The following is a 25,065-nucleotide window of genomic DNA, read 5'->3' as shown; positions in this document are numbered from 1 at the left end:
GGCGGGCGGAGATCATCACAATGCGGCAGCAACAGCCGACTACCCGGGGTCGCTCACTTGACCACGGGCGGTCACCCGCGATTGGCTCCGGCTCAGCGTGAGCCACCGAGCCGGTACGTCCCGGCTCACTCCGCTCTTCCCGTACGACCGCCGTCCTCTGGCTCGGCTGCACAGCGAGGTGCCGCACCCCCCATGAAGACCTTTCCCTCTCCGCACAGGTCCCGCAGAACCCCGCTCGGCACCGCCCTGACCGCCGTCGCCGTCGCCGCCTGCCTGCTGCTGGCCGGCTGCTCCGGTTCCGAAGGCGCCGCAGCCGGCGACGCGAAGGCGTCCGGACCGGGCCGGCTCAAGGTCGCCCTGGTCACCCACGGAGCCAAGGACGACGCCTTCTGGGAGCTGGTGCGCAAGGGCGCCGAGGCGGCCGCGGCCAAGGACGGCGCCGAGTTGACGTACGCGGGCGACCCGGACCCGGCGGGACAGGCGGAGTTGGTGCGGGACGCGGTCAAGGACCGGGTCGACGGCATCGCGCTGACCCTCGCCAAGCCGGAGGCGATGAAGGGAGCGATCGCCGACGCCAGGGCGGCGGGCATACCGATCGTCGGGCTCAACTCCGGGATCGACGCCTGGCGTTCGGAGGGCGTTCTGGAGTACTTCGGCCAGGACGAGAGCGTCGCGGGCCGCGCCGTCGGCGACAAGCTGAACGACCTCCACGCCAAGCACGCCCTGTGCGTCATCCACGAGCGCGGCAACGTCGCCCTGGAAGCGCGCTGCGCCGGGGTGAAGAAGGCCTTCGGCGGCCGGACCGACCTGCTCTACGTGGACGGCACCGACATGGGCGCCGTGACCGGCGCCGTCGCCGCCCAGCTGCGGCAGGACCCGAGCATCGACGAAGTGGTCACGCTGGGAGCGCAGTTCGCGCTCGGCGCGGTCAAGTCGGTGCAGCAGGCGGGCAGCAGGGCACGCGTCGCCACCTTCGACCTCAACACCGACCTGGTCAGGGCCGTCCAGGACGGGGACGTGCAGTTCGCCGTGGATCAACAGCCCTATCTCCAGGGCTACCTCGCCGTGGACTCGCTGTGGCTGTACAGGACCAACGGCAACGTCAGCGGCGGCGGCACCGCCCCGGTGCTCACCGGTCCCGCCTTCGTCACCAAGGCGAACATCACCTCGGTGGCGAAGTTCGCGGCGGGCGGCACCCGCTGACCGGGCACCTCCTCCCGAGAACCGCCAAAACGATCCGTCGCTGTCGGTGCGCCAGGTCACACGGACCGATAACATCCTGCGCACCCCTGTGCCGCACCGGACGCGCGCCCACCCCCACGCGTCCGTCCCCTTCCCTCGACTTCCCCCGTCCCCCATGGACCGTTCTAGGACCACGATGTCTCGACGGACACCGACACCTATCCGGCGCCGTCTCGGCTCCATACGCCTCTCCCTGATCCTCCTGGCCCTGGTGCCCAGCGTCACGCTCGCCGCCGTGTGGGCGGTGACCACCACCCAGATGTTCTCGGAGGGGCTGCGGCTGCGCGCACAGACGGAGCTGAGCCGGTCCACCGGCGCCATGGGTACCGAGGCGGCGCTCGCCCTGCAGCGGGAGCGGCAGCTGTCCGCTGCGTGGCTGGCCTCCCCGCACGGCTCCCGGGCCGCCCTGGACGCCCAGCGCAGGGCGACGGACGCGGCGGTGGCGCAGCTCACCGGACAGGCCGACGCCATCAAGCGGGCGCCCTCCCGCATCAAGGACCCGATGTACTCCGTCGTCGCGTCGGTGGGCAGCCTGGAGTACTACCGCGACCAGGTGGACCGTCCCACGGACATCACCGCCCAGCAGGCACTGGACCAGTACACCGCGATCATCGGTCGGCAGATCCAGGCCTTCCAGGAGCTCTCCCAGGTCGACGACGGCGACCTCACCTCGCAGGCCGGCCCGCTGGTCGCGCTGGAGAATGCAGCGGAGCTGGCCTCCCAGGAGGACGCGGAGCTCACCCTGGCCTGGCCGTCGCGGCACATGGACGACGCGTCGTGGGAGCAGTTCATGCAGCTGGTCCACGCCCGCCGCTGGCTGGTCCAGGACCAGATCGTGCCCTCGCTGCAGGGCAGCATGAAGACCCAGGCCGAACGGATCCTGCAGTCACCCGAGTGGGCGAGCCTGCGGGACGTCGAGGACCAGGTGCTCGCGGCCCGGGCGGCCTCCGGCGGGCGCGGGGTCGCGCTGCCGGACGCCCGGCAGCGCTGGAGCACCGCGATGAACACGCTCGCCGACCGGTACGCGGCACTGATCCGGCAGCAGACGGCGCAGCTGCTCGACCGCAGTGCCGCCACGGCGCACGGCCTGCTGGTCAAAGCCGGCTCGCTGAGCGCCGGAGGACTCGCCGCCCTCCTGGTGTGCGTCGGCATGTCCTGGCGGATCACCCGCTCCCTGTCCCGGCGGCTGCGCGGTCTCAGGCTCGCCACGCTCTCCCTGGCCCAGGAACGGCTGCCCGACGTCGTGGCCCGGCTGGAGCGGGGCGAGAAGGTCGACGTGGAGTCGGCGACGCCACCGCTCGACTACGGGCACGACGAACTGGGCCAGGTGGCCCAGGCGTTCAACACCGCCCAGCGCACCGCCGTGCACACCGCCGTCGAACTCGCCGAGACCCGGCGCGGCTTCCAGAAGGTGATCCTCGGCATCGCCCGGCAGAGCCAGAACCTGGTCAACCTGCAGCTCAGCAAGCTGGACGCGCTGGAGAGACAGCACCAGGACCCGGACGTCCTCAAGGGGCTGTACGAACTGGACTCCACCGCGAGCCAGTTGCGCCGCTACGAGGAGAACCTCGTCATCATCAGCGGCGAACAGCCCCGGCGCAGCTGGACCGAACCGGTCGCGCTGATCGACATCGTGCGCAGCGCCGTCGGTGAGGTCGCCGAGTACCAGCGGGTGGAGGTGCACACCGACGAGGACGTGTACCTGTCCCCGCCCGCGGTGGCCGACCTGATCCACCTGCTGGCCGAACTCATCGACAACGCGACCGCGTACTCGCCCGCCCCGAGCCCCGTCCAGGTGCGGGCCGCGCTGGTCGCCAAGGGCCTCGCCATCGAGATCGAGGACCGCGGACTCGGCCTGTCCGAGGAGGACTACGCCCAGCTCAACGCCCAGTTGGCGGTGGCCCCCCAGTTCGACGTGGTGGCCCTCGCCGACGACCTCAGGCTCGGCATGTTCGTGATCGCCCGCCTGGCCACCCGGCACGGCATCGCCGTGACCCTGCGCCCCTCGCCGTACGGCGGCACCACGGCGATCGTGCTCGTCCCCCACGACATCGTGGTGCGCGAGGCCCCCGGGTCCACCGAGGCGCCCGACCACGCGCCCGTGCGAGAGCCCCGGCCCGCCCGCCCGGCCCGCACCGCCGAGACCGCCGCCGCGGCCGACGCCCACCGGGAGCCCACCCGGAGGGAGGCCGCCGTGCACACCCACCCGGCCGGGAGCGCGGGAGGGCTTCCCCCGCTGCCGCGCCGGGTGCCGCAGACCAGCCTGGCCGCCGAGCTGCTCGAGGAGGCCGCGCCCGCCGAGGCGCACGGCGTGCTCGACGAGTTCACCGCGGAACGCGCCGCCTCCTCCCTCGCCGGCTTCCAGCGCGGCACGCTCCGGGCGCGTGACGAGGGCGCGCCGGCGCAGTACGACCAGGAGGAGCCCGCCGCAGCCGACGCCTCCGAGGCCGCCCCGACGTCCACACCGCTCGCCGACCGCTCCTGAAGGACACCGACATGACACGCTCGCCTGCCACCCACAGCCAGCTCGACCAGTTGCTCACCTCACTCGTGGACCGGGTCGCCGGGGTCGCCCACGCGGTGGTGCTCTCCGAGGACGGACTGGTCGTCAGCCACTCCACCGGATTCGTCCGCGACGACGCCGAACGGCTCGCGGCGACCGCGTCCGGCCTGATGAGCCTCAGCAAGGGGGTCAGCATGGACTTCCGCGGCGGCCCGGTGCGTCAGGCGCTCATCGAGATGGCCCACAGCTACCTGATCCTCACCCAGGCCGGGCCCGGCGCCCACCTCGCCGTCCTCACCGGCCCGAACGCCGACGTGGGCGTGGTGGCGTACCAGATGAACATGCTGGTGAAGAAGATCGGCGAGCACCTGAGTGCGGCACCCCGGGCCGGCCTCGGCGTCTCCCGCAGCGGCGAGTGAGGTGAGCGGAGGCGACGCGGCGGGCCGGCTGGTCCGGCCGTTCACGCTGACCGGCGGACGGACCCGGCCCAGCCGCGCCGACTTCACCCTCATCACCACGGTGACGGCGGTGGACCCGCCGCCCGCGTGGGCGCCCCGGCTCCAGCCCGAGCACGCGCGGATCCTGAAGCGGTGCGCCGAGCCGATCGCCGTGGCGGAGCTCGCCGCCCATCTCGACCTGCCGGTGAGCGTGGTCGTCATCATGCTGTGCGACCTGCTGGAGGCGGGCCGGATCACCATCCGCCCGCCGCACCCCGTCTCCCGCACCCCGGACCTTCGACTGCTGCAGAAAGTGAGGGACGGCCTTGGCCGGCTCTGACACCGCCACCCGTACGGCGTCGGCCCCCGACACGGTGAAGATCCTCATCGCCGGGGGGTTCGGCGTCGGCAAGACCACCATGGTCGGGTCGGTCAGCGAGATCGTCCCGCTGCGCACCGAGGAACCGCTGACCACCGCCGGGCTGGACGTCGACGACCTGGTCGGCATCGAGGAGAAACGGGCCACCACCGTGGCCCTGGACTTCGGCCGCATCACGATCGGCCGGGACCTCGTGCTGTACCTCTTCGGCACGCCCGGTCAGCAGCGGTTCTGGTTCATGTGGAACGACCTGGCGATCGGCGCGCTCGGCGCCGTCGTCCTGATCGACGTCCGCCGCCCCGAGTCCAGCTTCGCCGCCATCGACTTCTTCGAACGCCGCGGTATCCCCTTCGTCGTAGCCGTCAACGGCTTCTACGGGCAGCACCCGTACCCGCCCGAGGAGATCCGGGACGCCCTGGCGCTGCCCGGGCACGTCCAGGTGCTGCTGTGCGACGCGCGGGAGCGCGAGTCGTGCCGGGACGTCCTCATAGCCCTGATCGACCAGTTGATCGCCTCGGTGGTGTGAGGCGGAGCCGGTCGCCTCGTCAGTGCACCGCGTCTGACAGGCGCACGAAGGTGTGACCGCTCGCCAGCAACTTCGGTACGGCGGCGGCGATACCCCGGGCGGTGCCGCCCTCGGGGTGGTTCATGTGGCAGATGACGATGGAGCCGCCGGGCGCGGACGCCACGGTGGTGCGGACCTGCTCGGGGGTGAAGGTGGCACCGCCGTCGCCGTTGACCGAGAAGCTCGCGAAGCGTTCCCCCAGGTCGGTGACGATCCGTGCCGCGACGTCGTCGCAGTACGCGGTGCCGGACCGGAAGAAGCGCGGCGGGGCGCCCAGCAGCCGGGTGAGCCTGGCCCGGTTGCCGGCGATCTCGTCGTACACCTCCCCGGCGTCACGGGTGCCGGGAATGCCGTAGGCGGAGCGCCCGGTGACCGACAGCGGGCGGTGGCGGGTGCCGTGGTTGGCGATCTCGAACAGGGGCTCGGCGGCCAGCCGGCGGAAGAGGGCCGGGTTGGCGTCGATCCAGCGGGAGTTGATGAAGAGCGTCGCCGGTACCTCCCGCCGGCGCAGGAAGTCGATCAGCGCTTTGTCGTAGCCGCTTCCGCCCCGTCCGCCGCAGGCGTCGAAGGTCAGCGCGATCTCACGCCTCCCCTTCGGCAACGCGTGCACGACCCCGGGGCCGTCGAAGCCCCAGGAGTGCGGCACGGTATGACCGTAGCGGGCCACGATCTCGGCACGCGTGACCGCCGGTGCCGTCGCCGAGGGCGCGGACGTCGGGGCGGCGGTGGTGGACGGCGCGGGCCCGGTGGGCGGGCCGGACGTCGGCGTCCCGCCGCTCGTCGCGCTCTTCGAGCCCGCGCATCCGGCGAGCACGCCACCCGCCAGGGCGGCCAGCACGGCCCGGCGACCCGTCGTCATCCACACTCCCACCCGGTCGAAAGGTCGGCGGCGGACAGCCGCCGCACCACCGCAACGGTACGGGGCCAAAGATCCACGACCGGGAAGGCACCGGTAAGGGTTCCCCAACAATCCGGTCATGTGGCCCGGAGGCGGGATGGCGGCGGCGTACTCTTGACCGGTCGAGCATGCGTTGTGCAGGCGGAGCGCTCAGCTCCGGCGCCGGGACCGGGAGGAGGCGAAATGGACAGTAGTCCGGGCCATAGTCGGCCCCGTTCCGCGTTGTCCTGGTCGTCCTTCCGCGGTCCCGGGCAGCACGCCGTTCCCCGCTGAACCGCCCGGCGACCGGGCCGGTGCCGCACGCGCCTCACAGGGCCGCGTGTTGCCGTGTGCGCACCAGCGGAAAAGGCCGCTGCCGTGGGCCGCCCGGTACCCGCCCCGACGGGGCGAGGGGGTGTTCCTCATGGCTGCCCACACTCTGCTCATGTCCACCACGACCCGGCTGCGTGACCGCCGGGTCCGTCTGGAGCGCCGCGCCACCGCCTCCAAGGCGGTCCGCAGCTCCCTGGTCTCGCTGGCCGGACTGGTCGGCGGGCCCGTCACCAACCAGGCCGGCGAGGAGGTCGGCCGCCTCGTGGACGTGGTCGCCCGGCTGTACGGGGCGGATGCGTACCCGCCGGTCACCGGGCTGATCCTGCGCATCGGGCGGCGGCGCACCTTCCTGCCCGCCGACGCCATCGGCAAGGTGCACGCCGGACAGGTACGGCTGCGCGCCGCCCGGGTGGACCTGCGGGACTTCTCCCGCCGCCCCGGCGAGGTGCTGCTGGCCAGGGACGTCCTCGACCACCAACTGGTCGACGTGGACGGGGTCCAGGTCACCCGCGCCGCCGACCTGTACCTGGCGCCGCTCGTCGACCGCGTCGTCCTGGTCGGGGTGGACGTGTCGCTGCCCACGCTGCTGCGCCGGCTGGGCCCGCGCCGCTGGCAGGCCCGGCCGACCCCGGAGCGGGTCCTGGACTGGCAGGCGGTGGCCCCGTTCGCCGAGGAGGCCACGGACGGGCCGCCCGAAGTGCGGTTGCGCGCCTCCCGGACCGCGCTGCACCAGCTGCGCCCGGCCGACCTCGCCGACATCCTCGAGGACCTCGGCCGCGCCGAACGGCAGCAGCTGCTGGGCTGGCTGGAGCCGGAACAGGCCGCCGACGCACTGGAGGAGATGGAACCGGCCGAGCTGGAGAACCTGCTGCGGGAGGCGCGGCCCGAGCACGCCGCCCGGCTGGTGGACGAGATGGAGCCGGACGAGGCGGCCGACGCGCTGCGCGACCTCACCCCGGAGGAGCGCGAGTCGCTGCTCACCCGTATGCCGGACGACCAGTCGGCGGAGCTGCGCCGGCTGCTGGCGCACCGGGAGGGCACCGCGGGCGGCGCCATGACGACCCTGCTGGTCACCGTCCACCGGGACGCGACCGTGGCCGAGGTGCGGGCCCGGCTGGCCGAACAGGCCGAGCACCGCACCGAGATCGACGCCGTCGCCGTCGTGGACGACGAGGGCCGGCTGCTGTGCGACATGGCGCTGTTCGACCTGGCGGTGGCCGAGGACGCCGCCCCGGTGGCCGATCTGGTGGCCTGGCTGGCCCAGTTCGGCCCTCCCGTCACCGTGCGCGCGGACACACCGCTGTCCGAGGCCGCCGACCAGCTGGTCGCCGCCCGCGCCTCCTCGCTGCTGGTGGTCGACGACACCGACCGTCCCCTCGGCCGCATCCTGGCCGACGACCTGCTCGACGCTCTGCTGCCCGAACGCGGGCGTGTGCACTTCAGGAGGTTCCTCCAGTGACCGGCGACCTCGAGACGCCCCCGACGACCACGGCACCGGGCTCCACCGGCGCACCCGCCGCCGCCCGCCCCAGCGGATGGCGGCGCCTGACCATGGTCGCCGCGATCGCGGGCCCCGGGCTGGTCGCGGCCAACGCCGGCAACGACGCGGCCGGGATCGCCACCTACGCCTCGGCCGGCTCCCAGTTCGCCTACGGCACGCTGTTCTTCATGGTCCTGGTGACCGTGGCCCTGGTGATGGTGCAGGAGATGGCCGTGCGCCTGGGCGCGCACACCGGCAAGGGCCTCGGCGCCCTGATCCGCGAACAGTTCAGCCTGCGCCTGACCGCGCTCGCCGTGTTCTGCCTGCTGCTCGCCAACACCGGCCTGGTCGTCAGCGAGTTCGCGGGCATCGGTGCCGCCTTCCAGCTGCTGGGCGTGCCCAAGTGGGCGGTCATCCCGCCGGCCGCGATCCTGCTGTGGGCGCTGGTGCTGTTCGGCTCCTACCACTGGGCCGAACGCATCTTCCTGATCATGTCGCTGGCGTTCTTCGCCTATCCGGTCGCGATGATCCTCGGCCACCCCGACTGGGCGGCGGTCGGCCGCCACCTCGTCGTCCCGCACGTCGAGCCGAGCAAGGACTTCATCCTGCTCGCGGTCGCCCTGATCGGCACCACGGTCAGCCCCTACATGCAGTTCTACGCCGCCGCCGGTGTCGTCGACCGCGGCGCCAAACCCGCCGACTACCCGCTCATCCGCGCCGACGCCGTCCTCGGCGCGGTCTTCGCCTGCGTCATCAGCCTGACCATCATCATCGCCACCGCCTCCGCGATCGGCGGCACCGGGCCGCTGGACTCCGCCGCCCAGGCCGCCGAGGCGCTGAAACCCGTCGCCGGACAGAACGCGGAACTGCTGTTCGCGATCGGTCTGATCGGTGCCTCCGCGCTCGCCGGAGCCGTCGTCCCGCTGTCGGCCAGCTACGCCATCGGCGAGGCGGCGGGCGTGGAACGCTCGGTCTCCCGCAGCTTCCGCGACGCCCCGCTGTTCCTGGGGCTGTTCACCGCCCAGATCGTCCTCGGCGCCACGCTCGCGATGACCCCGATCGACGTCATCCAGCTGCTGATCGGCACCCAGGTCCTACAGGGTCTGATCAGCCCGGTCGTCCTGGTCTACCTGCTGGTGCTGACCAACCGCCGCACCGTGCTCGGGCCCGCCGCCAACGGGCCCCGCTACCGCATCGCCGCCACCGCGGTGGTCGTCGGCGTGGCCACCATGTCCACGATCCTGCTCGTGCAGACCGTCCTCGGCTGGTTCGGCCTGGCCTGAGGGGCCCTTGCACCATGCCCGCCCGGGTCGCCGCGCCCTGGTACCGCACCTCGCCGCGTTGCCGGGATCGCCCGCGCACGCCCAGTACGCGGGCAACCCTCCGCCCTGCGATGCACGGCACCGGACCACGCGACCTCATCGGGCGCTCATGGTGCAAGGCCCCTCAGCCTCCCGGCGAGCGTCAGCCCCGCTGCCGGCGGATGCGCTGGGCGACCTCGTTGTCCTCCGTCTCCCACCAGGGGCGTACGCGGTCCTCGTCCGCCGTCTGACCAGGGGCGGGGGCCGCGGGGACCAGCTCCGTGTCCAGGCGGCGGTCCAGCGCGACCGTCTGGGCGCGTTCGGTGCGCGCCCACTGCACCAGGATCGCGAGCAGGAAGGGCAGCGCCACCAGCTCCGCGATGCTGATCATCGCGCCGCCGCCCAGCTGCTGGTCGTGGTGCACGTCCGGGGACCACGGCGGCGCGTGGTGCAGGTACCAGGCACCGGCGATCAGCGTGCCGTGGGTCATCACCACGATCCCCGGCACCGCGTCGATGATCCCGTCGACGAACACCAGCGCCGCGCGCACCGGGTGGGTGCACCAGGCGGGCAGCGCCCCCTCATGGGTGAGAACCGGCACCACGAACAGCGCCCCGGCGAGCAGCAGATGGAGATACATCAGCTCGTGCAGCCAGCCCAGGCGCAGAGCGGTGGCGAAGTACGGCGTGAAGTACACCGTCAGCTCGGTCGCGAGCACCAGGGCCGTGCTGACCAGGGGGAAGGTGAGCAGCCGCACCACCCGTCCGGTCATCGCCCGCCGCACGCGCCCCGAGGCGGGCTCGGGCAGGGCGCGGACCGCCAGCTGCAGCGGGTCGCCCAGCGCCAGGCCGAGGGGCGCGACCAGGTCGAGCAGGATGTTCTGCACCGCGGCGGGCCAGAACAGCGTGCGGTCGTACACGGCGAGCGCGGACATCGTCGCCACGACGAGCGTGCCGAGGCCGAGCAGCGCGAAGGTCGCGGTGCGGGCCACGGGCCAGGGCTCGCCCCGGCGCCTCAGCCTCGCGACGCCCCAGCCGTAGAGCGTGCCCAGGAGGAGGACGAGGAGGAGCGCCGGGACGTCGAGGTGCCACGAGGACAGCAGCCGTCCCGTGGTGAGCTCCGGCAGGTCCGCCGTCGGCATGGCCATCTCGTTCAGCGGCATGCCGGTCATGCTCTCCCTCGCCTGCGGATTTGCGCAAACCCGCAAGTCAAGGGTGCGCGTCGATCCGGCCCCGGTGGCTCCCGCGAGGTCCCGTCGCACGCGCCATGGTGCCGCAACATACGCCGTCTACACTCTCCCCGCAGCGGCCCGTGCCACCTCGGCCGAGCCGCGGCCGCTCCTGCCACACCCGAAGGGCATTCGGCGTTTTGATACGGATAGATTCAGTCACGAAGCGGTATCCGGACGGCACGGTGGCGGTCGACAGGCTGTCTCTCGAGATACCGGACCGATCGATCACCGTCCTCGTCGGCCCCTCGGGCTGCGGCAAGACCACGACCCTTCGCATGATCAACCGGATGGTCGAGCCGAGCGAGGGCACGATCACCCTCGACGGCGTCGACATCGGCGAGCAGCCGGTCAACGTCCTGCGCCGGTCCATGGGCTACGTGATCCAGAACGCCGGGCTCTTCCCGCACCGCACCATCGTCGACAACATCGCCACCGTGCCCCGGCTGCTCGGCTGGAGCAAGGACCGCGCCCGCGCCCGGGCCCGGGAGCTGATGGAACGCGTCGGGCTCGACGCCTCCCTCGCCAAGCGGTACCCCTACCAGCTCTCCGGCGGGCAGCAGCAGCGCGTCGGCGTGGCCCGGGCGCTCGCCGCCGACCCGCCGGTGCTGCTGATGGACGAGCCGTTCTCCGCCGTCGACCCGATCGTCCGCAAGGGCCTGCAGGAGGAACTGCTCAGGATCCAGGCCGAGTTGGGCAAGACCATCGTCTTCGTCACCCATGACATCGACGAGGCGATCAGGCTCGGCACCATGGTCGCCGTCCTGCGCACCGGCGGCCGGCTCGCCCAGTTCGCGCCCCCCGCGGAACTGCTGTCGTCCCCCGCCGACGCCTTCGTGGAGGACTTCCTCGGCACCGACCGCGGCATCCGGCGGCTGTCGTTCTTCACCTCCGAGACGCTCGAACTCACCAAGTCCCCGATCGTCTCCGTCGACTCCACCGCCGAGCAGATCGCCGCCCGCGCCACGCCCGAGGTGCCGTACCTGCTGGTCACCGACCTCGACGGCCGACCGCTCGGCTGGAGCGAGCCGGGCGGGCTCACCGCCAGGGACATCGCGCCGGAGCGACTGCTGCCGTACGGGCGGCCGTTCGCGTACGGCAAGGACTCGCTGCGCGCCGCTCTCGACGGCGCCGTCCTCTCGCCGACCGGGTGGGCCGTCGCGGTGGACGACACCGGCCGGGCGGTCGGTGTGGTCTCGCAGGCGACCATCGGCGAGGCGATCCGCACCGCCCACGCCGAGGGCCTCGACGACACGAAGGTCGCCGGATGAACGGGTTCTTCGACATCCCGAGCGACCTCCAGCACAGCTGGCTGGGGCTGATCGGACTGCACCTGCGGGAAGCCCTGCTGCCGGTGCTGGCCGGCCTGGTCGCCGCCCTGCCGATCGCTCAGCTGTGCGTGCGGTTCCGCTGGCTGTATCCGCCCGTCCTCGGAGTGACGACCATCCTGTACGCCGTCCCGTCGCTGGCGTTCTTCGTCGTGCTCATCGACTACACCGGTCAGACCGAGCTCACCGTGATGATCCCGCTGGCCGTCTACAGCCTGGTCGTACTGGTCCCGGCGATCGTGGACGGTGTCCGCTCGGTGCCGCAGGAGACGCTCGCGGCGGCCACCGCCATGGGCATCGGGCCCGTACGGCGCTACGTCCAGGTGCAGTTGCCGATCGCCGCGCCCGCCATCCTGGCCGGGCTGAGGGTGGCCACCGTGTCGAGCATCTCCCTCGTCAGCGTCGGCGCGCTCATCGGCAACCAGGGCGCGCTCGGCAACCTCCTCGCCGACGCGATGTTCTACCACCGGCCCGTCCTCGCGGTGAACTCCGTGGTCACCACGGCCGTCCTCGCGATCCTCGTCGACGCCCTCCTCGTCCTGGTACGCGTCCTGCTGACGCCGTGGATGCCCCGCGGCACCGGCAGGAGGCGCAAGGCCGCCGCACGGCCCGAACCGTCCGCACTCGCCCTTGAGGACGTGACCCGGTGAACGTCCTGAACTTCGTCAACGCGTTCTTCAGCGACAGCGCCCACTGGCACGGCTACGACGGCATCCCGCAGCGCCTGCTCGAACACGTCCAGTACTCCCTGCTGGCCCTTGCCGTCGCCGCCGCCATCGGACTGCCGGTGGGCCTGCTCACCGGCCACACCGGGCGCGGCGGCAACGTCCTCGCCTTCGTCGCCACGGCCGCCCGCGCACTGCCCAGCTTCGGCCTGCTGGTCCTGATGTTCGTGCTGCTCGGCCTCGGGCTGCTGCCGGTCATGATCCCGCTGGTGGTGCTCGCCGTGCCGCCGATCCTGGTGACCACGTACGAGGCCGTGCGCTCCGTCGACCCGTCCCCGGTGGACGCCGCGCGGGGCATGGGCATGAGCGAGCCCAGGATCCTGTTCCAGGTCGAGGTGCCCGTCGCGCTGCCGCTGATCCTCAGCGGTCTGCGCTCGGCGGCCATCCAGATCGTCTCGACGGCCACCATCGCCGCGTACGTCAGCCTCGGCGGCCTCGGCCGGTACATCGTGGACGGGCTCTACCAGCGCGACTACGAGAAGGTCGTGGGCGGGGCCACCCTGGTGGCCGTGCTGGCGCTCGCCACGCTCACGGTGTTCTGGGCCATCGCGCGGGCGGCGGTGTCGCCGGGAGTGCGCAGAAGCGCCTGACGGCGCGCCCTCGCAACCGGCCCTGCGTCGAGGCCGATCGGTGACCAGGGCGCTCTTGACTGACCGAGAAGGTGCTGGATTGGATCGGTGAAATGCGTACCGGCACCCCGCACAGCTCCGCACATTCCGCCCCATCCCCAAGCACGGAACGGGAATCGTGACCTCTACCGCGAACGTCAGCACGTCCAGCAGGAGACTCCCCGGCGCGGCCACCGTCGCACTCGCCGCCACGGCGGCACTGCTCGCGGGGTGTTCCTCGTCCTCCGACACCAAGTCCGACAACCCGCTCCAGGGCGGCAAGGCGAGCGGCGACACGGTCGTCGTCGGCTCCAACAACTTCTCCGAGAGCATCCTGCTCGCCGACATCTACGGCGAGGCCCTGAAGGCCAAGGGCGTCAAGGTCACCTACAAGCCGAACATCGGCAGCCGCGAGACGACGTACGGCCTGCTGAAGAACGGCACCATCACCGTCCTGCCCGAGTACAACGGCGCGCTGCTGGCCTACCTCGACAAGAAAGCCGCCCCGAAGACGGTCGCCGCCACCACGGCCGCCATCAGCGCCAAGCTGGACCCCGGGCTGACGCTCCTGGAGCCGGCCCCAGCCCAGGACAAGGACTCCGTCACCGTCAACCAGGAGACGGCGAAGAAGTACAACCTCACCGAGAAGTCCTCCATCGCCGACCTGAAGGACATCGCCAAGGACCTGGTGATCGGCGCCTCGCCCGAGTTCCAGGCCCGGCAGCAGGGCCTGCTCGGCCTGCAGTCGGTCTACGGCCTGCAGTTCAAGTCCTTCAAGGCGCTCGACGCGGGCGGCCCGCTCACCCAGGCGGCGCTGCAGAAGAACACCGTGCAGGCCGCCGACATCTTCACCACGGACTCGACCATCTCCAAGGAGAAGTTCGTGGTCCTGCAGGACCCGAAGAACCTCTTCGGGTTCGAGAACGTGCAGCCGCTCGTCCACAAGTCGGGCCTGCCCCAGAAGGGCGTCGACGCGCTCAACGCCGTCTCCGCCAAGCTCGACACGGCCGCCCTGCTCGACCTGGACACCCAGGTGCAGATCGAGAAAAAGGACCCGCTCGACGTCGCCAAGGCCTGGCTGAAGTCGGTGGGCCTGGGCTGACGTCCACGCCGCGGACCACCACCGCGGACGGACCGACGCGGGTGCCCGCGCCCTTCGGAGCGGTAGGCGCCCGCGTCGTCCCGGACGGCGCGGGCCCGGGCGGGCGCTCGGCCGGGAGTTGTGGCCGAACGCCCTTGCCAGGGTGGTGCGGGGCCGTGCGCTACGGCTTACGGGCGATGGCCCCGTACATCGCGATGTCCTCGTCCCGGATCCCCTGTTCCCCGGTGCCGTCCGGGTGCCACTTGTGCACCTGCACGATCCCCGGCTCGACCAACTGGAGCCCCTCGAAGAACTCGTGGGCCTCGTCGATCGTCCGCAACCGCATCGGCATGTTGCGCGCCGCGTACTCCCGTGCCACCCGGCCCACCTCCTCGGGCGCGAACTCGGCGGTCCCGATGGTCATCGCCAGGTAGCTTCCGGACGGCAGCGGTTCCAGCAACCGCCGTACGATCCCCACCGCGTCGTCCTCGTCCAGGATGAAGTGGACGATCGCGATGACCGTGAGGGCGACCGGCCTGCCGAGATCCAGGGTCTCCCGGAACTCGGGAGCACCCAGGATGGCGTCGGGGTCGCGGAAGTCGGCCTCGATGTACGACGTCTTCCCCTCGGGCGCGCTGGCCAGCAGCCCCTGGGACAGGGTGAGCACGATCGGGTCGTTGTCGACGTACACCACCCGTGACTCGGGCGCCACCGACTGGGCGATCTCGTGCAGGTTCGGGGAGGTGGGGATGCCGGTGCCGATGTCCAGGAACTGGCGTATGCCCGCCTCCTCGGCGAGCCAGCGCACCGCCCGGTTCATCCAGTCCCGGTTGGCACGCATGTGGATGGGCAGGGCGGGCCACTCGCGTGCCATGGCGTCGCCCGCCTCCTTGTCGGCGGGGTAGTAGTCCTTGCCACCCAGGATGTAGTCGTAGATGCGCGCCGAGTGCGCGCTCTCGGTGTCGATACGGTCGGCCGGCCATCCGTTGTCGGGCAACGCCGTCTCCTGTTCCGGGGTCTCGGTGGTGGGGTGGGAGAAGAAGGCTCTGCTGAGGACGCAGAGTCGAGCACACAGGACGCAGAGATAGAAGAGGGTCGGCGACGGCGAGTGGCCGCGCCTCACAGCAGGAAGTCGGCCTCGCCCGCCTTCACACTCGCCAGGAAGCCCGCCATCTCGGTGCGGCTGAGGACCAGCGCCGGGCCGTCGGGGTCCGTGGACTGCCGCAGGGCCACACTGCCGTCGGACAGTTTCTTGGCCTCCACACAGGCGCCGCCCGCGTCGTCGCTCCAGGGCTTGGACCAGCCGCGGACGCCGAGGGCGTGGGACGGCACGCAGGTGCGTATCGGGGGGTGCACTTCTCACAACTCCTTGCGGATCGCGCCGAGGACGGCCTCGGTCTTCTTCGCGGGCGCGGACTGCGCGCCCAACCGGTCCAGGGCCTCGCGGTAGACCACGACATCGTCCGCCTTGTCCAGGTAGACGGCGCCCACGAGACCGCTCAGATAGACGATGTCCGGCAGCTCGGGCGCCCGGAACCGGAAGAGATGGAACGCACCGGCGCGCATGGCCGGGTGCGGGCCGTTGCGAAACGGCATGACCTGCAAGGTGACATGGGGGAGCGCGTTCATCGCGATCAGATGGTCGATCTGGGCGCGCATCACATCGCGGCCGCCGACCGGCCAGCGCAGTACCGTCTCGTCCATCACCACCCACACGCGCGGCGGCGAGGGCCGCGACAGCAGCTCCTGGCGCCGCATGCGCAGCGCCACCCGGCGCTCCGTCGCCTCGGCCGGGGCGTGCGGGTTGCCGGCGCTCAGCAGGGCGCGGGCGTAGTCCTCCGTCTGCAGCAGCCCGGGTACGAACTCGGCCTCGTACGCGCGGATCTGCAAGGCCGCCTGCTCCAGGCTGAGGTAGGCCGCGAACCAGTCCGGCAGCACATCGCGGTAGGTGTGCCACCAGCCGCGCTTGTTGGCCTCGCGGACCGACTTCAGGAACGTGTCGATCTCCTGCTGGTCCGTGACGCCGTACGTCTGCAGGAGCTTCTCGACGTCGGCGATCCGCAACCGGGCCACCTTGGCGGCCTCCATCCGGCGGATCGTGAAGTGGCTGACCCCGATCGCCTCGGCGGCCTGCTCGTACGTCAGGCCGGCTCGGGTGCGCAGCTCCTCCAGCTGCCGGCCGAGGATCATGCGCAGCACGGTGGGGGCGCCGCCCCAGTCGGTTTCCGCGGTCACGCCTACCCCCTCGCACGGGATGCACGGTCGCAGTCTGTCACGATCTTCCGCCGACCGGAGCAGGATGCACCTCGCGAATTGCAATTTTCAACTTGCTGGTTGCGGTGCGTTGTTGCCGGATGTCACAGTGTTCCTACCGCTCGTAGACGGTGAACCGTGGTGCTGAACAGCTCAGTTGGGGGAGACGGGCTGGTTCGGTGCCTGCGGCGCGAGGTGCGCGGTTCGCGCCGTGGCCGGAAGGCGGTGGGTACCGGCCAGGGTTCCCAGGCAGACGAAAGGCGAACGGCGATGGCTCCGCCCTCCCTCCCCCGGTCCGTGGGCCGCCTTCCCGCGGACGCGGCACATCCGAGAACCGGTGTCTTCGATCTGCCGGCGGTCCCCGCCGCCGTCGGCCTGGCCCGCAGAAGCGTCCGGCGGCTGCTGGGCGGCTGGGGCACCGGGGACGGCACGACCGACAACGCCGTGCTGGTGATCTCGGAGCTGGTCACCAACGCGGTCAAGCACACCGTCGGCGACCGGATCGTCTGCCGGGTCCGTACCGACGGCCACCGGCTGCACATCGAAGTCGAGGACGAGAACCGCGGCGGCACGCTCCCGACCCGGCGCCGGCCCGGGCCGGACGACCAGTGCGGCCGCGGGCTGATGCTGGTCGGCATGCTCAGCGGCGACTGGGGCGTGCGGGACGCCCCGGACGGCTCCGGCCACATCGTCTGGGCCGAACTGGCACCGGAACCCGGCGAGGCCGCCGTCGGCGGCCCGTCCCCGCTCCCGCACACCCTCGGACCCGCCCCCCACCCGGCCGCCGAAGGCTCAGGCGTCCCGGAGGCGATTGAGCAACAAGGATCCCCACACCATGCAACGACCGCACGTCTCTGACCCGCTGTCCCCTCCGATCCCCGCCCCCTCTCCGCACCCGTTCCCGCACACGTCCCTCCTGCCCGAGCCGCCCGGCCGCCTGCCCCTCCCGGAGGGGCTGACCGCCGCCCTCGGATACGACGCCGTGGGCATACCCAAGGGCCACGGCGAACGGATCATGAACTGCCTGCCCCGCGTCGGCTGCGTCTTCGCCGACGACCTGCGCTGGTGGTGGATCGTTCCCGCGGGCTCCGACACGGGAGTCACCTGGCCGCCGACGACGAGCTACGCCGTCGACGCGCGCCTGGTGCCGGGCGCGGTGGCCCATGCCCGCCGCGACCCCTCGTGGAGCGGTCCGCGCCCCGGCCGGCCCCGGCTGATCCACCGCCCGGACGGTGACTCTCCGTACACGCCCCCGATCCCGCTGTACTTCCTGGCCTGCCGCCTGGTCGGCAGCACCCCGCACTGGTCGCCGGGAGTGGGCGCCTGAGGCGGTTCCGGGCCTCAGGCGTCCCGTCTCGGGATGAAACCCGGCGTTCGTTGGCGCATCCTTGCAAGGGTGCGATCGGGGTACCCGGAGACCCTCAGCGAACGACGGCAGGAGGTGCCCGGCGTCGGCTCAGGCGCTCCGGAGGCGAAGTCGTGGAACACGTACCGGGCGGTGTGGTCATGGTGAAGAACGAGTCACGCGGCAAGGGCGAAGTAACCAGTCACTCGGTGTTCGGCGCTCCGTGCTGGGTGAGTCTCGCCACGCGCGACCTGGAGGGCGCGGAGGAGTTCTACCAGGCCGTTCTCGGCTGGAAGTGGCGGCCCAACAGCCTCGGCGACCGGTTCCGGGTGGCGCTCGCGGACGGGGTGCCCGTCGCCGGGATCGCCGCCGTGGCCTCGATGTGGCAGATGGCCGTGGCCTGGACCGTGTACTTCGCGGTCGACAGCGCCGACGAGGCCGCGGCCCGGTGCCGGGAGCGCGGCGGGACGACGGCCGTGGGGCCGCTCGCGCTCCCGCCGGGCCGGGCGGCCCTGCTCGCGGACCGCGACGGGGCCGTGTTCGGCATCTGGGAGGGGCCGCTCATCACGGACTGGGAGGAGTGGCGTGCCGCCGCGCCCACCTTCATACGGCTGCACACGCGGGACGCCTTCGACGCCGCCATCTTCTACGGCGAGGTCCTGGAGTGGGCCGCCGCGCGCCCCGGCCGCTGCGAGGTGCACTACGACGGTGACGAGGTCGTGCTGCGCAGCGGCGGAGCGGTGGTGGCGCGGATCCACTCGGGGGCGGTGGAGGCGGCGCCCGATCCCACGATCCGCCCGCACTGGCAGATCCACTTCACGGTCGACGACGTCACCGCCTGCGTGCTGGCGGCCCGCGCGCACGGCGGGTCCGTCCTGCAGTGGGAGGAGGGCGCCGGCGAGGCGGTGCTGGCCGACCCTGACGGCGCACGCTTCACGGTGACCGCGAGGCAGCGGGAACGCTGAGGGGCCGGCCGCGGGGGACACCGGCTGAGCGTACGGCCTCGGCGGGCGGGATCCGGAGGGGAGCCCCGTCGCGGTGTGGGGTCGGGGCGGCCGGAGCCCGCCCGCCGAGGGGCCGGGGGTCAGGACACGGCCGAGCCGGTGGTGGGGGCCTCGGCGCGACGGCGGCGCAGCACACCCCGGCGCGGCTCCTGGTCCGGCAGCCAGCCGAACGCCAGACAGCTGCCCACCGCGCCCAGCAGCAGGCCGATCAGGAAGCCGCCCAGGTTGGACGTGACCCAGCTGCCCAGGGACAGCAGCATGCCGAGGATGGAGTAGAACAGGCGCTGGACCGGGTTGAAGAGGATCAGCAGCCCGCACAGCAGCATCACCGCGGGCAGCAGGTAGCCCGCCACGCCCTGCATGCCGATGTGCACGACCACCTTCATCGAGGCCTTCTCCGTGAGGAGGATCTCCGCCCCGCCCAGCGTCAGCAGCAGCCCGCCCCAGAAGGGCCTGTTCGACCGCCAGCGCCGGAAGGCCGCCTTCGCCCCGCCGGTCATCAGGGGCAGTCCGAGTCGTTGAAGCCGAGCTTGAGTCCGGGCAGCTTGAAGGTACCCGCCGTGGTGGCGTAGTTGGTCTGCCGCAGGTTGGCGATGTGCACGGTGTCGGCCTGCTGGCTGAAGACCCCTGCCTTGCCCTGCACACCGGCCTTGGTCAGGGTGCTCGCGTCGTTGCCGATCTCGATGTTGTTGAAGTCGGCGTCGCCGGTCAGCTGGGTGGAGTCGGTGGTCAGATCGCTGGCGGTCACCTTGTCCTTGCCGCCGCCCGCGGTGATCCTCAGATAGGTGCCGCCGAGGTCGACGCTCTGGCACAGCTTGGTGAGCGTCGCGTTCTTGATCGCGGAGGTGACGACCAGCACCTGACCGCCGGTGTCGCCGGCGTTCGGGCTGTGCGGCGCCATGTTGTCGAGGTCGCCGAACTGCTCGAAGCCGGTGCCGGTCAGGTCCGTGGCGGTGACCGTGAAGGGCATGCCGGAGATGTAGAACTGCACGCCCAGCGCTCCCTGGGCGGTCATGATCGCAAGACCGGCGGCGACCGCGGTGGCGGGCAGCGCCATCACCGCGGCGCGGCGCAGGCGGACCCGCCCGCGTCTTTCGGAGGACCCTTCGGCGGCGGAACCGCTTTCCGGGGACTCGGGGGTGGAACCGGGGGACGCCGTGACGTCCGAGGACGAGGCCATGTCTGCTCCTGGGCATGGTCAATGCGAGTAGGGCTTCACTGGCACGGTGTCCTGGCGCGGACAGCGGCTGCCGCGCACGCCTCCTCACACCTCCCGGCGTGTGCAAGGGCTTGCTCGTGGCGCGACAGTGGCCACCGATGAAGTTACCGGGGGTTACATCTAAGGGTCAAGGGAGTTGTGGCAAAACCGTGTTGATTGTGTGGCGCCCGTGACCGGTGGGGTGGTCAACGGCTCCGGTGCGGCACTCGCGACCTGCGCCCTCGCAGGTCCGGAACTCCAACTTGTGTTCCACGTATTGACGTTGACGATGCATCAGGTCTACAACATCCCCTGTTTCCCACGGATCCGTGGCGCCGGATCCGTCGCACGGCGCAATGTCACCCTCCCGGCCCCTGCCTCCTGGGGCGTGTCGTGACACCTCCGCACACGCGGTGCGCCGCACGGATCCTTCACCTCCACCCGCGATCCGCTCACCCCTCCGCGTCACCGGCACGTCCGCTTCCCCCTGTCCGCGGGCCGTCCCGGTGACCCGTCCGCCGCTGCCGCCCGTCACGTACGGAGAAGGCGTGACGGGCCGGCAGCGGTACCACACGGCACAGCCCCCCACTTCCGAAAGAGGCACCCCATGCGTACCACCCGATCCCTGCTCGCCGTCGCCGGCGCCGCCGCGGCCCTCGCCGTGGCCACGTCGTCCCCCGCCTCCGCGGACGGCGCGGTGCTCACCGCGGGCGGCACCGCCGTCGCCGTCGGCGACGTCCTCAACGCGTCGCTCGCGAGCGGCACCACGGCCACGCTCTACTCCAGCGCGACCGGCACCAGCGGTGTCTCCTGCACCTCGTCCACGTTCACCGCCGCCGTCACCGACAACCCGGCCGCACCCGGCACCGCCACCGAGTCGCTCACCGGCCACAGCTTCGACAGCAGCAGCTGCACCACCAACGTCACCGGCGTCCTCGGCGTCAGCAGCATCACCGTCGACAACCTGCCCTACACCACCACGGTCGGCTCCGACGGCACGGTCACCGTCACCCCGGCCGCCGGTTCCACGATCCAGACCACGGTCAAGCTGCGCACCCTGCTCGGCGCGATCACCTGCGTCTACCAGGCGCCGAGCCTGACCGGCACGGCGAGCAACACCGACAACAGCATCGCCTTCACCAGCCAGCACTTCACCAAGACCTCCGGCTCGTCCCTGTGCTTCGCCAACGGCTACTTCACGGCGAAGTACGCCCCGGTCACCGACACCAGCCAGGCCGGCAGCCCGGTCGTCTCCGTCAACTGACGGCCGACGGCTCACGGTCCACGTACGGCCCACCATGGCCCACGGCCGCCTCCGGTCTCCGGCGGGACCGGAGGCGGCCGTCTCAGCCGCGCCCACGGCGCAACAGGGCGAGCGCGGCGCCGCCCACGAGCAGTACGACCGCGGCGGCGCCGCCCGCCAACAGCGGCATCGAGGGGCCGCGGTCCTCGCGGGGCGCGTCGGCCGCGGCCGGGGTACCGGGCACGGTCATCGCCGGGGCGGCGGGCGCGGTGGTCGCCGGGGCGCTGGGTGACGCTGCCGACGAGCCGCTCGCCCCGCCCCTGCCTGCGGCGGGGCCCGAGGCGCCGGACGTGGCGGACGCGGTGAACACCACGTCGGAGCACGAGTAATAGGTGTCCGTCGTGCTGGAGTTCTGCCAGATCGTGTAGAGGACGTGGTGCCCCGACCGGTCCGCCGGAAGGGTCGCCCTGATCCGGTAGGCGCCGTTCCGCAGCGGCGGGTCCGTCACCTCGGCGAACGGCTTCTCGGGGAGGTCGGACCAGGTCAGCGGCTTCGTGGGGTCGTAACCCCGCCGCGTCAGGAACAGTTTGAACGTGCCCGTGTGCGGGATCGTCGAGCTGTACGTCATCGTCAGGGTGGCCCCGGGCGTGAGCCGTGTCGACGGCCAGTCGGAGCGCGCGAGGTCCAGGCCCTTGTACGCGGGCAGCCCTCCGCTGCACAGCCGACCGTCGGGGATCAGCTGCCGGTCCCTGCCGTTCACATCGGCCACCCGCAGGTTGTCCCAGGCCGTGAACGGGGCGCCGTTCGCCGCGATCGCCGCCCGGCACGCCGCGGTCCGCGCGCGCTCGCCACCCTCCGGAGAGCACGCCACCACCCGGCTCACCGGATCCGTGGGCGCGCCGTGGGCGAGGGCCGGGGTCGCGGGCAACAGCGTGGCCGCCACGGCGACGGCGGCCGCGGCAGCGGTGCGGTGAGCGGGCATCCGGTGTCTCCAGGCGCGTCGGGTCCGGCGGGCGCGGGGTGCGCATCGAGGAGTACGGGGATGCGGCGGCTTCTGTTCAGACGTACGGCGCCGCACCGCTGCGCCGCTTAGGGCCCTGGACGCGCCGGTTAGCGTAGGCCCATGGCAACGGAGAGCTCCCCGGAGGCGGTTGACGTGAAATGTCCGGGCTGTGGCTCGGCCGCCGTGCGGTCGGTCCCCGAGGTCTGCGCCGATCACGCGTCCATGCGCGACGGCCTCGCCGACCGGCTGGCCCGGTCGCCGGGCGCACCCACACGGTTCGACAGCGGTGTGCACTGCCTGGAAGGCATGCTGCTGGCCGGCGTAGGCATCGCCCTGGCCTACGGCGGCATCGCCCACCACCGTCCGCCGTACACGGCCGGCGGAGCGCTCCTCGCCGCCCTGCTGCTGGTCGGTACGGCCGTCGTGGTCCGCCGCGAGGCCCGCGAGCGCGCCCTCGTCACCGCCGGTGAGTCCCGCGCCGAGGCGCTGTGGCGACCGGCGTACCACTGCGCCGGGTGCGCGTCGGTGTTCTGCCCCGGCGGCACTCCGTGGCAGGGTCTGCTGACGCCGGAGCAGTTCAAGAAGTTCGTGTGGACCGAGGCCGGCTACGACAAGGAGCTCGAGGAGCGGTTCACGGACGTGGACCTGCCGCCCGGGATCCCCACCGGCCCTTGAGGAGCCAGAGACCGATCATGCCCGACGCCCCTGTGATCCTCGCCGACGAGCCGGGCTCCTTCCCGCACGGTGTGCTCTCCGCACGGCATCCCGCGCTGATCCGCGCGGTGCGGGACGCCTTTCCGTACGGACCTGACCGGCGGCGCGCCCTGGAGGCGCTGCTCATCAGCGCCACCGAGGGCGTCATCGAACCCCTGGGCACCGAGGACGACGCGCGGTGGGCGGACTGGGGCGCCCGGGAGTACCTGGGCCGATCCTGGTTCGAGGTCCCCTTCCTGTGGTCCGAGAGCTACTTCTACCGCCACCTGCTCCAGGCGGTGGGCTACTTCGGCCCGGGCCCCTGGCAGGGCATCGACCCGTTCCGCCCCTTCAAACTCGCCGAACTCGACTCCCCGGAGACCGACGAGGAACTCGCGGCATTGGACCGACTGGCCGCGCAGCCGGCCGACGCCCGGGCGCGTGCACTGCTGCACGGCTCACTGTGGGGCAACCGCGCGGACCTCGGCTTCCGCATGTCCGCTCCCGACGCCTCGACGGCGGCCTCCGGGCTCGTGGCCGACGACAGCGACGTGTTCTGGTCCCTGCTGCCCTGTGACACGGTCTGCCTGGTCGCCGACAACGCGGGCCGCGAACTGATCCCGGACCTGCTCCTGCTGGACCATCTCATGGGCCACGGCCAGGTGCGGCGGGCCCTGTTGCACGTGAAGGCCTACCCCTACTACATCTCCGACGCCACGACCGCCGACGTCGTCGACGCCGTGCGCCGGCTGACCGCCGCGCTGGGCGAGGCGGCGGCTGCCGGGGAGCGCCTGTGGACCGCCCTGGCCGAGGGACGTCTGGAGGTCCGGGCGCACCCGTTCTCCTGCGCCCCGCTGCCGTACACCGACATGCCCGACGACCTGCGGGCCCAGTTCGCGCAGGCGGACCTGACCATCCTCAAGGGCGACCTCAACTACCGCCGCCTGGTGGGCGACCGGCTCCACCCGCCGACGACCCCGTTCACGGAGGCCACGGCGTACTTCCCGGGCCCGGTCGCGGCGCTGCGCACCCTGAAGTCCGACGTGATCGTGGGCCTCACCGCCAAGACCGAGGAGTCGCTGGTCGCCGCCGAGGGACAACGGTGGCGCACGAGCGGCACGCACGCGCTGATCCAGGTCAAGGACGACGGGTAGCCGACCGGGGATCCCGCTGCGTGTTTTTCCAAAGAGCGCCGCACGACGTCCCGATATGTGGTGATCATGCCAATGCCTGGGTCATCATGCGCCCATGGCGTTACGTCGATTACGTTCCCGAACCGGAAAACCGGCGGTGGCGCTCGCAGCCCTCGCCCTGACGGTGACCCTCGCGGGCTGCGGCGGCGAGGGCAAGTCCGGCTCCGACGGGAGCGGGCGGCAGCAGATCACCGTGGCGGCCCTTCCCCTCGTCGACGATGCCGCGCTCTACCTCGCCCGGGATCGCGGACTGTTCCGCAAGGAAGGGCTGGACGTGCGCATCGAGGCCGTCCAGCAGAGCACCCAGGCCCTGCCCGCGCTCGCCACGGGACAAGTCGACGTCATCGCGAGCGCGAACTACGTGTCGTACCTCCAGGCGTACGACAAGGGCACGCTGGACGTGCGCATCCTCGCCGAGGGCGCCCGCGTCGCGCCGCACATGATGGATGTACTGGTGCCCAAGGACTCGCCGATCAGGAGCATCGCGGACCTCAAGGGCAAGAAGGTCGCCGTCCACGTCCTGAACAACATCCAGTCGCTCACTCTGGACGCCATCCTCGACGCCCGGGGCGCGGGGCGCCCCGTGTACCGGCAGATCCCGTTCGCGCAGATGGGCGCCGCCCTGCAGAAGGGGGAGGCGGACGCCGTGCACGCGGTCGAGCCGTTCGACAGCGCCATCCAGAAGGAGCTGGGCGCACGGGTGCTCGTCGACGGCGCGTCCCCGCCCGTGCGTTCCCTCCCGGTCAGCGGGTACGTCACCACCCGCAGGTTCGCCGAGAGGAACCCCGGGACGGCGGCCGCGTTCCGGCGCGCCATCGCCGCCGCCTCGGCGCTCGCGGCACGGTCCCCGGACGCCGTGCGCCAGGAACTGCCCAAGTACGCCCATGTGACCACCCAGCAGGCCGCATCGCTGCATCTGCCGCTCTATCCCACGGCGACCGACGTGGAGCAACTGCGGCGACTCATCCGGCTGATGCGGCAGCAGGGGATGCTGACGAAGGACGTCGATCCTGCCGCAGTGGTGGTGAAGTGAGGGACCGGTCCGG

General features: G+C 72.0%; 26 protein-coding genes. 18 read left to right on the top strand and 8 right to left on the bottom strand.

Going from position 1 to position 25,065, the window contains the following annotated elements; all coding sequences use genetic code 11:
• The first annotated feature begins 192 nt into the window (after nucleotides 1-192).
• The 5 genes from ACFYZJ_RS01745 (at nucleotide 193) to ACFYZJ_RS01725 (ending at nucleotide 5,087) form a co-directional block, all read left to right on the top strand.
• The gene (locus tag ACFYZJ_RS01745; RefSeq protein WP_388561720.1) at nucleotides 193-1,203 is read left to right on the top strand and encodes a substrate-binding domain-containing protein; all 1,011 of its coding nucleotides are present in this window, start codon (nucleotides 193-195) and stop codon (nucleotides 1,201-1,203) included.
• A gap of 175 nt (nucleotides 1,204-1,378) precedes the next feature.
• Complete coding sequence (locus ACFYZJ_RS01740; RefSeq protein ID WP_388561718.1) at nucleotides 1,379-3,727, top strand: nitrate- and nitrite sensing domain-containing protein; 2,349 nt, start codon at nucleotides 1,379-1,381, stop codon at nucleotides 3,725-3,727.
• A gap of 11 nt (nucleotides 3,728-3,738) precedes the next feature.
• Nucleotides 3,739-4,164, top strand: coding sequence for a roadblock/LC7 domain-containing protein (locus ACFYZJ_RS01735; RefSeq protein WP_388561716.1), 426 nt, complete (start codon nucleotides 3,739-3,741; stop codon nucleotides 4,162-4,164).
• 1 nt (nucleotide 4,165) lies between these two features.
• A complete protein-coding gene (locus tag ACFYZJ_RS01730; RefSeq protein ID WP_388561714.1) occupies nucleotides 4,166-4,522 on the top strand; it encodes a DUF742 domain-containing protein in 357 nt (118 codons plus the stop codon).
• Nucleotides 4,509-5,087 (top strand): ATP/GTP-binding protein, encoded by a 579-nt coding sequence (locus ACFYZJ_RS01725; protein WP_388561712.1) that lies wholly within the window; start codon nucleotides 4,509-4,511, stop codon nucleotides 5,085-5,087. The genes ACFYZJ_RS01730 and ACFYZJ_RS01725 overlap by 14 nt, the downstream gene beginning before the upstream one ends.
• A gap of 19 nt (nucleotides 5,088-5,106) precedes the next feature.
• On the opposite strand, the gene ACFYZJ_RS01720 is transcribed toward ACFYZJ_RS01725, so the two are convergent.
• A complete protein-coding gene (locus ACFYZJ_RS01720; protein WP_388561710.1) occupies nucleotides 5,107-5,985 on the bottom strand; it encodes a polysaccharide deacetylase family protein in 879 nt (292 codons plus the stop codon).
• A gap of 463 nt (nucleotides 5,986-6,448) precedes the next feature.
• Here ACFYZJ_RS01720 and ACFYZJ_RS01715 point away from each other — a divergent pair, with 463 nt between their 5' ends.
• Complete coding sequence (locus ACFYZJ_RS01715) at nucleotides 6,449-7,795, top strand: magnesium transporter MgtE N-terminal domain-containing protein (protein WP_388561708.1); 1,347 nt, start codon at nucleotides 6,449-6,451, stop codon at nucleotides 7,793-7,795.
• Nucleotides 7,792-9,099, top strand: coding sequence for an NRAMP family divalent metal transporter (locus ACFYZJ_RS01710; RefSeq protein ID WP_388561706.1), 1,308 nt, complete (start codon nucleotides 7,792-7,794; stop codon nucleotides 9,097-9,099). The genes ACFYZJ_RS01715 and ACFYZJ_RS01710 overlap by 4 nt, the downstream gene beginning before the upstream one ends.
• 181 nt (nucleotides 9,100-9,280) lie before the next feature.
• Here ACFYZJ_RS01710 and ACFYZJ_RS01705 read toward each other — a convergent pair whose 3' ends face one another.
• Nucleotides 9,281-10,288, bottom strand: coding sequence for a cytochrome c oxidase assembly protein (locus ACFYZJ_RS01705; RefSeq protein ID WP_388561704.1), 1,008 nt, complete (start codon nucleotides 10,286-10,288; stop codon nucleotides 9,281-9,283).
• A gap of 197 nt (nucleotides 10,289-10,485) precedes the next feature.
• On the opposite strand from ACFYZJ_RS01705, the gene ACFYZJ_RS01700 reads away from it, so the two are divergent.
• The 4 genes from ACFYZJ_RS01700 (at nucleotide 10,486) to ACFYZJ_RS01685 (ending at nucleotide 14,108) form a co-directional block, all read left to right on the top strand.
• The gene (locus ACFYZJ_RS01700) at nucleotides 10,486-11,616 is read left to right on the top strand and encodes an ABC transporter ATP-binding protein (protein WP_388561702.1); all 1,131 of its coding nucleotides are present in this window, start codon (nucleotides 10,486-10,488) and stop codon (nucleotides 11,614-11,616) included.
• A complete protein-coding gene (locus tag ACFYZJ_RS01695) occupies nucleotides 11,613-12,323 on the top strand; it encodes an ABC transporter permease (protein ID WP_388561700.1) in 711 nt (236 codons plus the stop codon). Before ACFYZJ_RS01700 ends, ACFYZJ_RS01695 begins: the two co-directional genes overlap by 4 nt.
• A complete protein-coding gene (locus ACFYZJ_RS01690; protein ID WP_388561698.1) occupies nucleotides 12,320-12,988 on the top strand; it encodes an ABC transporter permease in 669 nt (222 codons plus the stop codon). The genes ACFYZJ_RS01695 and ACFYZJ_RS01690 overlap by 4 nt, the downstream gene beginning before the upstream one ends.
• A 157-nt stretch (nucleotides 12,989-13,145) precedes the next feature.
• On the top strand, nucleotides 13,146-14,108 hold the full coding sequence (locus ACFYZJ_RS01685; protein WP_388561696.1) for an ABC transporter substrate-binding protein: 963 nt from the start codon (nucleotides 13,146-13,148) through the stop codon (nucleotides 14,106-14,108).
• 160 nt (nucleotides 14,109-14,268) lie between these two features.
• Here ACFYZJ_RS01685 and ACFYZJ_RS01680 read toward each other — a convergent pair whose 3' ends face one another.
• The 3 genes from ACFYZJ_RS01680 to ACFYZJ_RS01670 all read right to left on the bottom strand — a co-directional run bounded on the left by ACFYZJ_RS01680 (nucleotide 14,269) and on the right by ACFYZJ_RS01670 (nucleotide 16,322).
• On the bottom strand, nucleotides 14,269-15,084 hold the full coding sequence (locus tag ACFYZJ_RS01680; RefSeq protein ID WP_388561694.1) for an SAM-dependent methyltransferase: 816 nt from the start codon (nucleotides 15,082-15,084) through the stop codon (nucleotides 14,269-14,271).
• A 122-nt stretch (nucleotides 15,085-15,206) separates the two neighbouring features.
• A complete protein-coding gene (locus tag ACFYZJ_RS01675) occupies nucleotides 15,207-15,443 on the bottom strand; it encodes a DUF397 domain-containing protein (protein WP_388561692.1) in 237 nt (78 codons plus the stop codon).
• Between the two features lie 3 nt (nucleotides 15,444-15,446).
• Complete coding sequence (locus ACFYZJ_RS01670; RefSeq protein ID WP_388561690.1) at nucleotides 15,447-16,322, bottom strand: helix-turn-helix domain-containing protein; 876 nt, start codon at nucleotides 16,320-16,322, stop codon at nucleotides 15,447-15,449.
• Nucleotides 16,323-16,610: 288 nt separating this feature from the next.
• On the opposite strand from ACFYZJ_RS01670, the gene ACFYZJ_RS01665 reads away from it, so the two are divergent.
• From ACFYZJ_RS01665 to ACFYZJ_RS01655, 3 genes are all read left to right on the top strand, one after another.
• A complete protein-coding gene (locus ACFYZJ_RS01665; RefSeq protein ID WP_388561688.1) occupies nucleotides 16,611-17,198 on the top strand; it encodes an ATP-binding protein in 588 nt (195 codons plus the stop codon).
• Nucleotides 17,176-17,667: a hypothetical protein gene (locus ACFYZJ_RS01660; RefSeq protein ID WP_388561686.1), complete on the top strand. Its 492-nt coding sequence runs from the start codon at nucleotides 17,176-17,178 to the stop codon at nucleotides 17,665-17,667. Before ACFYZJ_RS01665 ends, ACFYZJ_RS01660 begins: the two co-directional genes overlap by 23 nt.
• Before the next feature lie 179 nt (nucleotides 17,668-17,846).
• Nucleotides 17,847-18,650 (top strand): VOC family protein, encoded by an 804-nt coding sequence (locus ACFYZJ_RS01655; RefSeq protein ID WP_388562202.1) that lies wholly within the window; start codon nucleotides 17,847-17,849, stop codon nucleotides 18,648-18,650.
• Between the two features lie 119 nt (nucleotides 18,651-18,769).
• Here the strand turns inward: ACFYZJ_RS01655 and ACFYZJ_RS01650 are convergent, their stop codons facing one another.
• Nucleotides 18,770-19,189: a DUF6114 domain-containing protein gene (locus ACFYZJ_RS01650; RefSeq protein ID WP_388561684.1), complete on the bottom strand. Its 420-nt coding sequence runs from the start codon at nucleotides 19,187-19,189 to the stop codon at nucleotides 18,770-18,772.
• On the bottom strand, nucleotides 19,189-19,869 hold the full coding sequence (locus tag ACFYZJ_RS01645) for a DUF6230 family protein (protein ID WP_388561682.1): 681 nt from the start codon (nucleotides 19,867-19,869) through the stop codon (nucleotides 19,189-19,191). The genes ACFYZJ_RS01650 and ACFYZJ_RS01645 overlap by 1 nt, the downstream gene beginning before the upstream one ends.
• 625 nt (nucleotides 19,870-20,494) lie before the next feature.
• Here ACFYZJ_RS01645 and ACFYZJ_RS01640 point away from each other — a divergent pair.
• Entirely contained in the window at nucleotides 20,495-21,151 is a 657-nt protein-coding gene (locus ACFYZJ_RS01640) for a Tat pathway signal sequence domain protein (protein ID WP_388561680.1), read from the top strand.
• Nucleotides 21,152-21,233: 82 nt separating this feature from the next.
• Here the strand turns inward: ACFYZJ_RS01640 and ACFYZJ_RS01635 are convergent, their stop codons facing one another.
• Nucleotides 21,234-22,112, bottom strand: a complete 879-nt coding sequence (locus ACFYZJ_RS01635; RefSeq protein ID WP_388561678.1) for a lytic polysaccharide monooxygenase — start codon at nucleotides 22,110-22,112, stop codon at nucleotides 21,234-21,236.
• Nucleotides 22,113-22,253: 141 nt separating this feature from the next.
• Here ACFYZJ_RS01635 and ACFYZJ_RS01630 point away from each other — a divergent pair, with 141 nt between their 5' ends.
• From ACFYZJ_RS01630 to ACFYZJ_RS01620, 3 genes are all read left to right on the top strand, one after another.
• A complete protein-coding gene (locus ACFYZJ_RS01630) occupies nucleotides 22,254-22,808 on the top strand; it encodes a hypothetical protein (RefSeq protein WP_388561676.1) in 555 nt (184 codons plus the stop codon).
• 17 nt (nucleotides 22,809-22,825) lie between these two features.
• On the top strand, nucleotides 22,826-23,980 hold the full coding sequence (locus ACFYZJ_RS01625) for a damage-control phosphatase ARMT1 family protein (RefSeq protein WP_388561674.1): 1,155 nt from the start codon (nucleotides 22,826-22,828) through the stop codon (nucleotides 23,978-23,980).
• A gap of 136 nt (nucleotides 23,981-24,116) precedes the next feature.
• Nucleotides 24,117-25,052 (top strand): ABC transporter substrate-binding protein, encoded by a 936-nt coding sequence (locus ACFYZJ_RS01620; RefSeq protein WP_388561672.1) that lies wholly within the window; start codon nucleotides 24,117-24,119, stop codon nucleotides 25,050-25,052.
• Nucleotides 25,053-25,065 lie beyond the last annotated feature (13 nt).

The organism is Streptomyces sp. NPDC001848 (genome assembly GCF_042891915.1).
Classification (GTDB): Bacteria; Actinomycetota; Actinomycetes; order Streptomycetales; family Streptomycetaceae; genus Streptomyces.
This window is presented reverse-complemented; position numbering and strand designations above follow the sequence as displayed.

What these genes read in the sequence shown, in the direction of transcription:
- ACFYZJ_RS01745 (WP_388561720.1), top strand. Translation starts at nt 193, where the DNA reads ATGAAGACCTTTCCCTCTCCGCACAGGTCCCGCAGAACCCCGCTCGGC.
- ACFYZJ_RS01740 (WP_388561718.1), top strand. Translation starts at nt 1,379, where the DNA reads ATGTCTCGACGGACACCGACACCTATCCGGCGCCGTCTCGGCTCCATA.
- ACFYZJ_RS01735 (WP_388561716.1), top strand. Translation starts at nt 3,739, where the DNA reads ATGACACGCTCGCCTGCCACCCACAGCCAGCTCGACCAGTTGCTCACC.
- ACFYZJ_RS01720 (WP_388561710.1), bottom strand. Translation starts at nt 5,985, where the DNA reads ATGACGACGGGTCGCCGGGCCGTGCTGGCCGCCCTGGCGGGTGGCGTG.
- ACFYZJ_RS01715 (WP_388561708.1), top strand. Translation starts at nt 6,449, where the DNA reads ATGTCCACCACGACCCGGCTGCGTGACCGCCGGGTCCGTCTGGAGCGC.
- ACFYZJ_RS01705 (WP_388561704.1), bottom strand. Translation starts at nt 10,288, where the DNA reads ATGACCGGCATGCCGCTGAACGAGATGGCCATGCCGACGGCGGACCTG.
- ACFYZJ_RS01695 (WP_388561700.1), top strand. Translation starts at nt 11,613, where the DNA reads ATGAACGGGTTCTTCGACATCCCGAGCGACCTCCAGCACAGCTGGCTG.
- ACFYZJ_RS01665 (WP_388561688.1), top strand. Translation starts at nt 16,611, where the DNA reads ATGGCTCCGCCCTCCCTCCCCCGGTCCGTGGGCCGCCTTCCCGCGGAC.
- ACFYZJ_RS01660 (WP_388561686.1), top strand. Translation starts at nt 17,176, where the DNA reads ATGCAACGACCGCACGTCTCTGACCCGCTGTCCCCTCCGATCCCCGCC.
- ACFYZJ_RS01655 (WP_388562202.1), top strand. Translation starts at nt 17,847, where the DNA reads ATGGTGAAGAACGAGTCACGCGGCAAGGGCGAAGTAACCAGTCACTCG.
- ACFYZJ_RS01650 (WP_388561684.1), bottom strand. Translation starts at nt 19,189, where the DNA reads ATGACCGGCGGGGCGAAGGCGGCCTTCCGGCGCTGGCGGTCGAACAGG.
- ACFYZJ_RS01645 (WP_388561682.1), bottom strand. Translation starts at nt 19,869, where the DNA reads ATGGCCTCGTCCTCGGACGTCACGGCGTCCCCCGGTTCCACCCCCGAG.
- ACFYZJ_RS01640 (WP_388561680.1), top strand. Translation starts at nt 20,495, where the DNA reads ATGCGTACCACCCGATCCCTGCTCGCCGTCGCCGGCGCCGCCGCGGCC.
- ACFYZJ_RS01635 (WP_388561678.1), bottom strand. Translation starts at nt 22,112, where the DNA reads ATGCCCGCTCACCGCACCGCTGCCGCGGCCGCCGTCGCCGTGGCGGCC.
- ACFYZJ_RS01630 (WP_388561676.1), top strand. Translation starts at nt 22,254, where the DNA reads ATGGCAACGGAGAGCTCCCCGGAGGCGGTTGACGTGAAATGTCCGGGC.
- ACFYZJ_RS01625 (WP_388561674.1), top strand. Translation starts at nt 22,826, where the DNA reads ATGCCCGACGCCCCTGTGATCCTCGCCGACGAGCCGGGCTCCTTCCCG.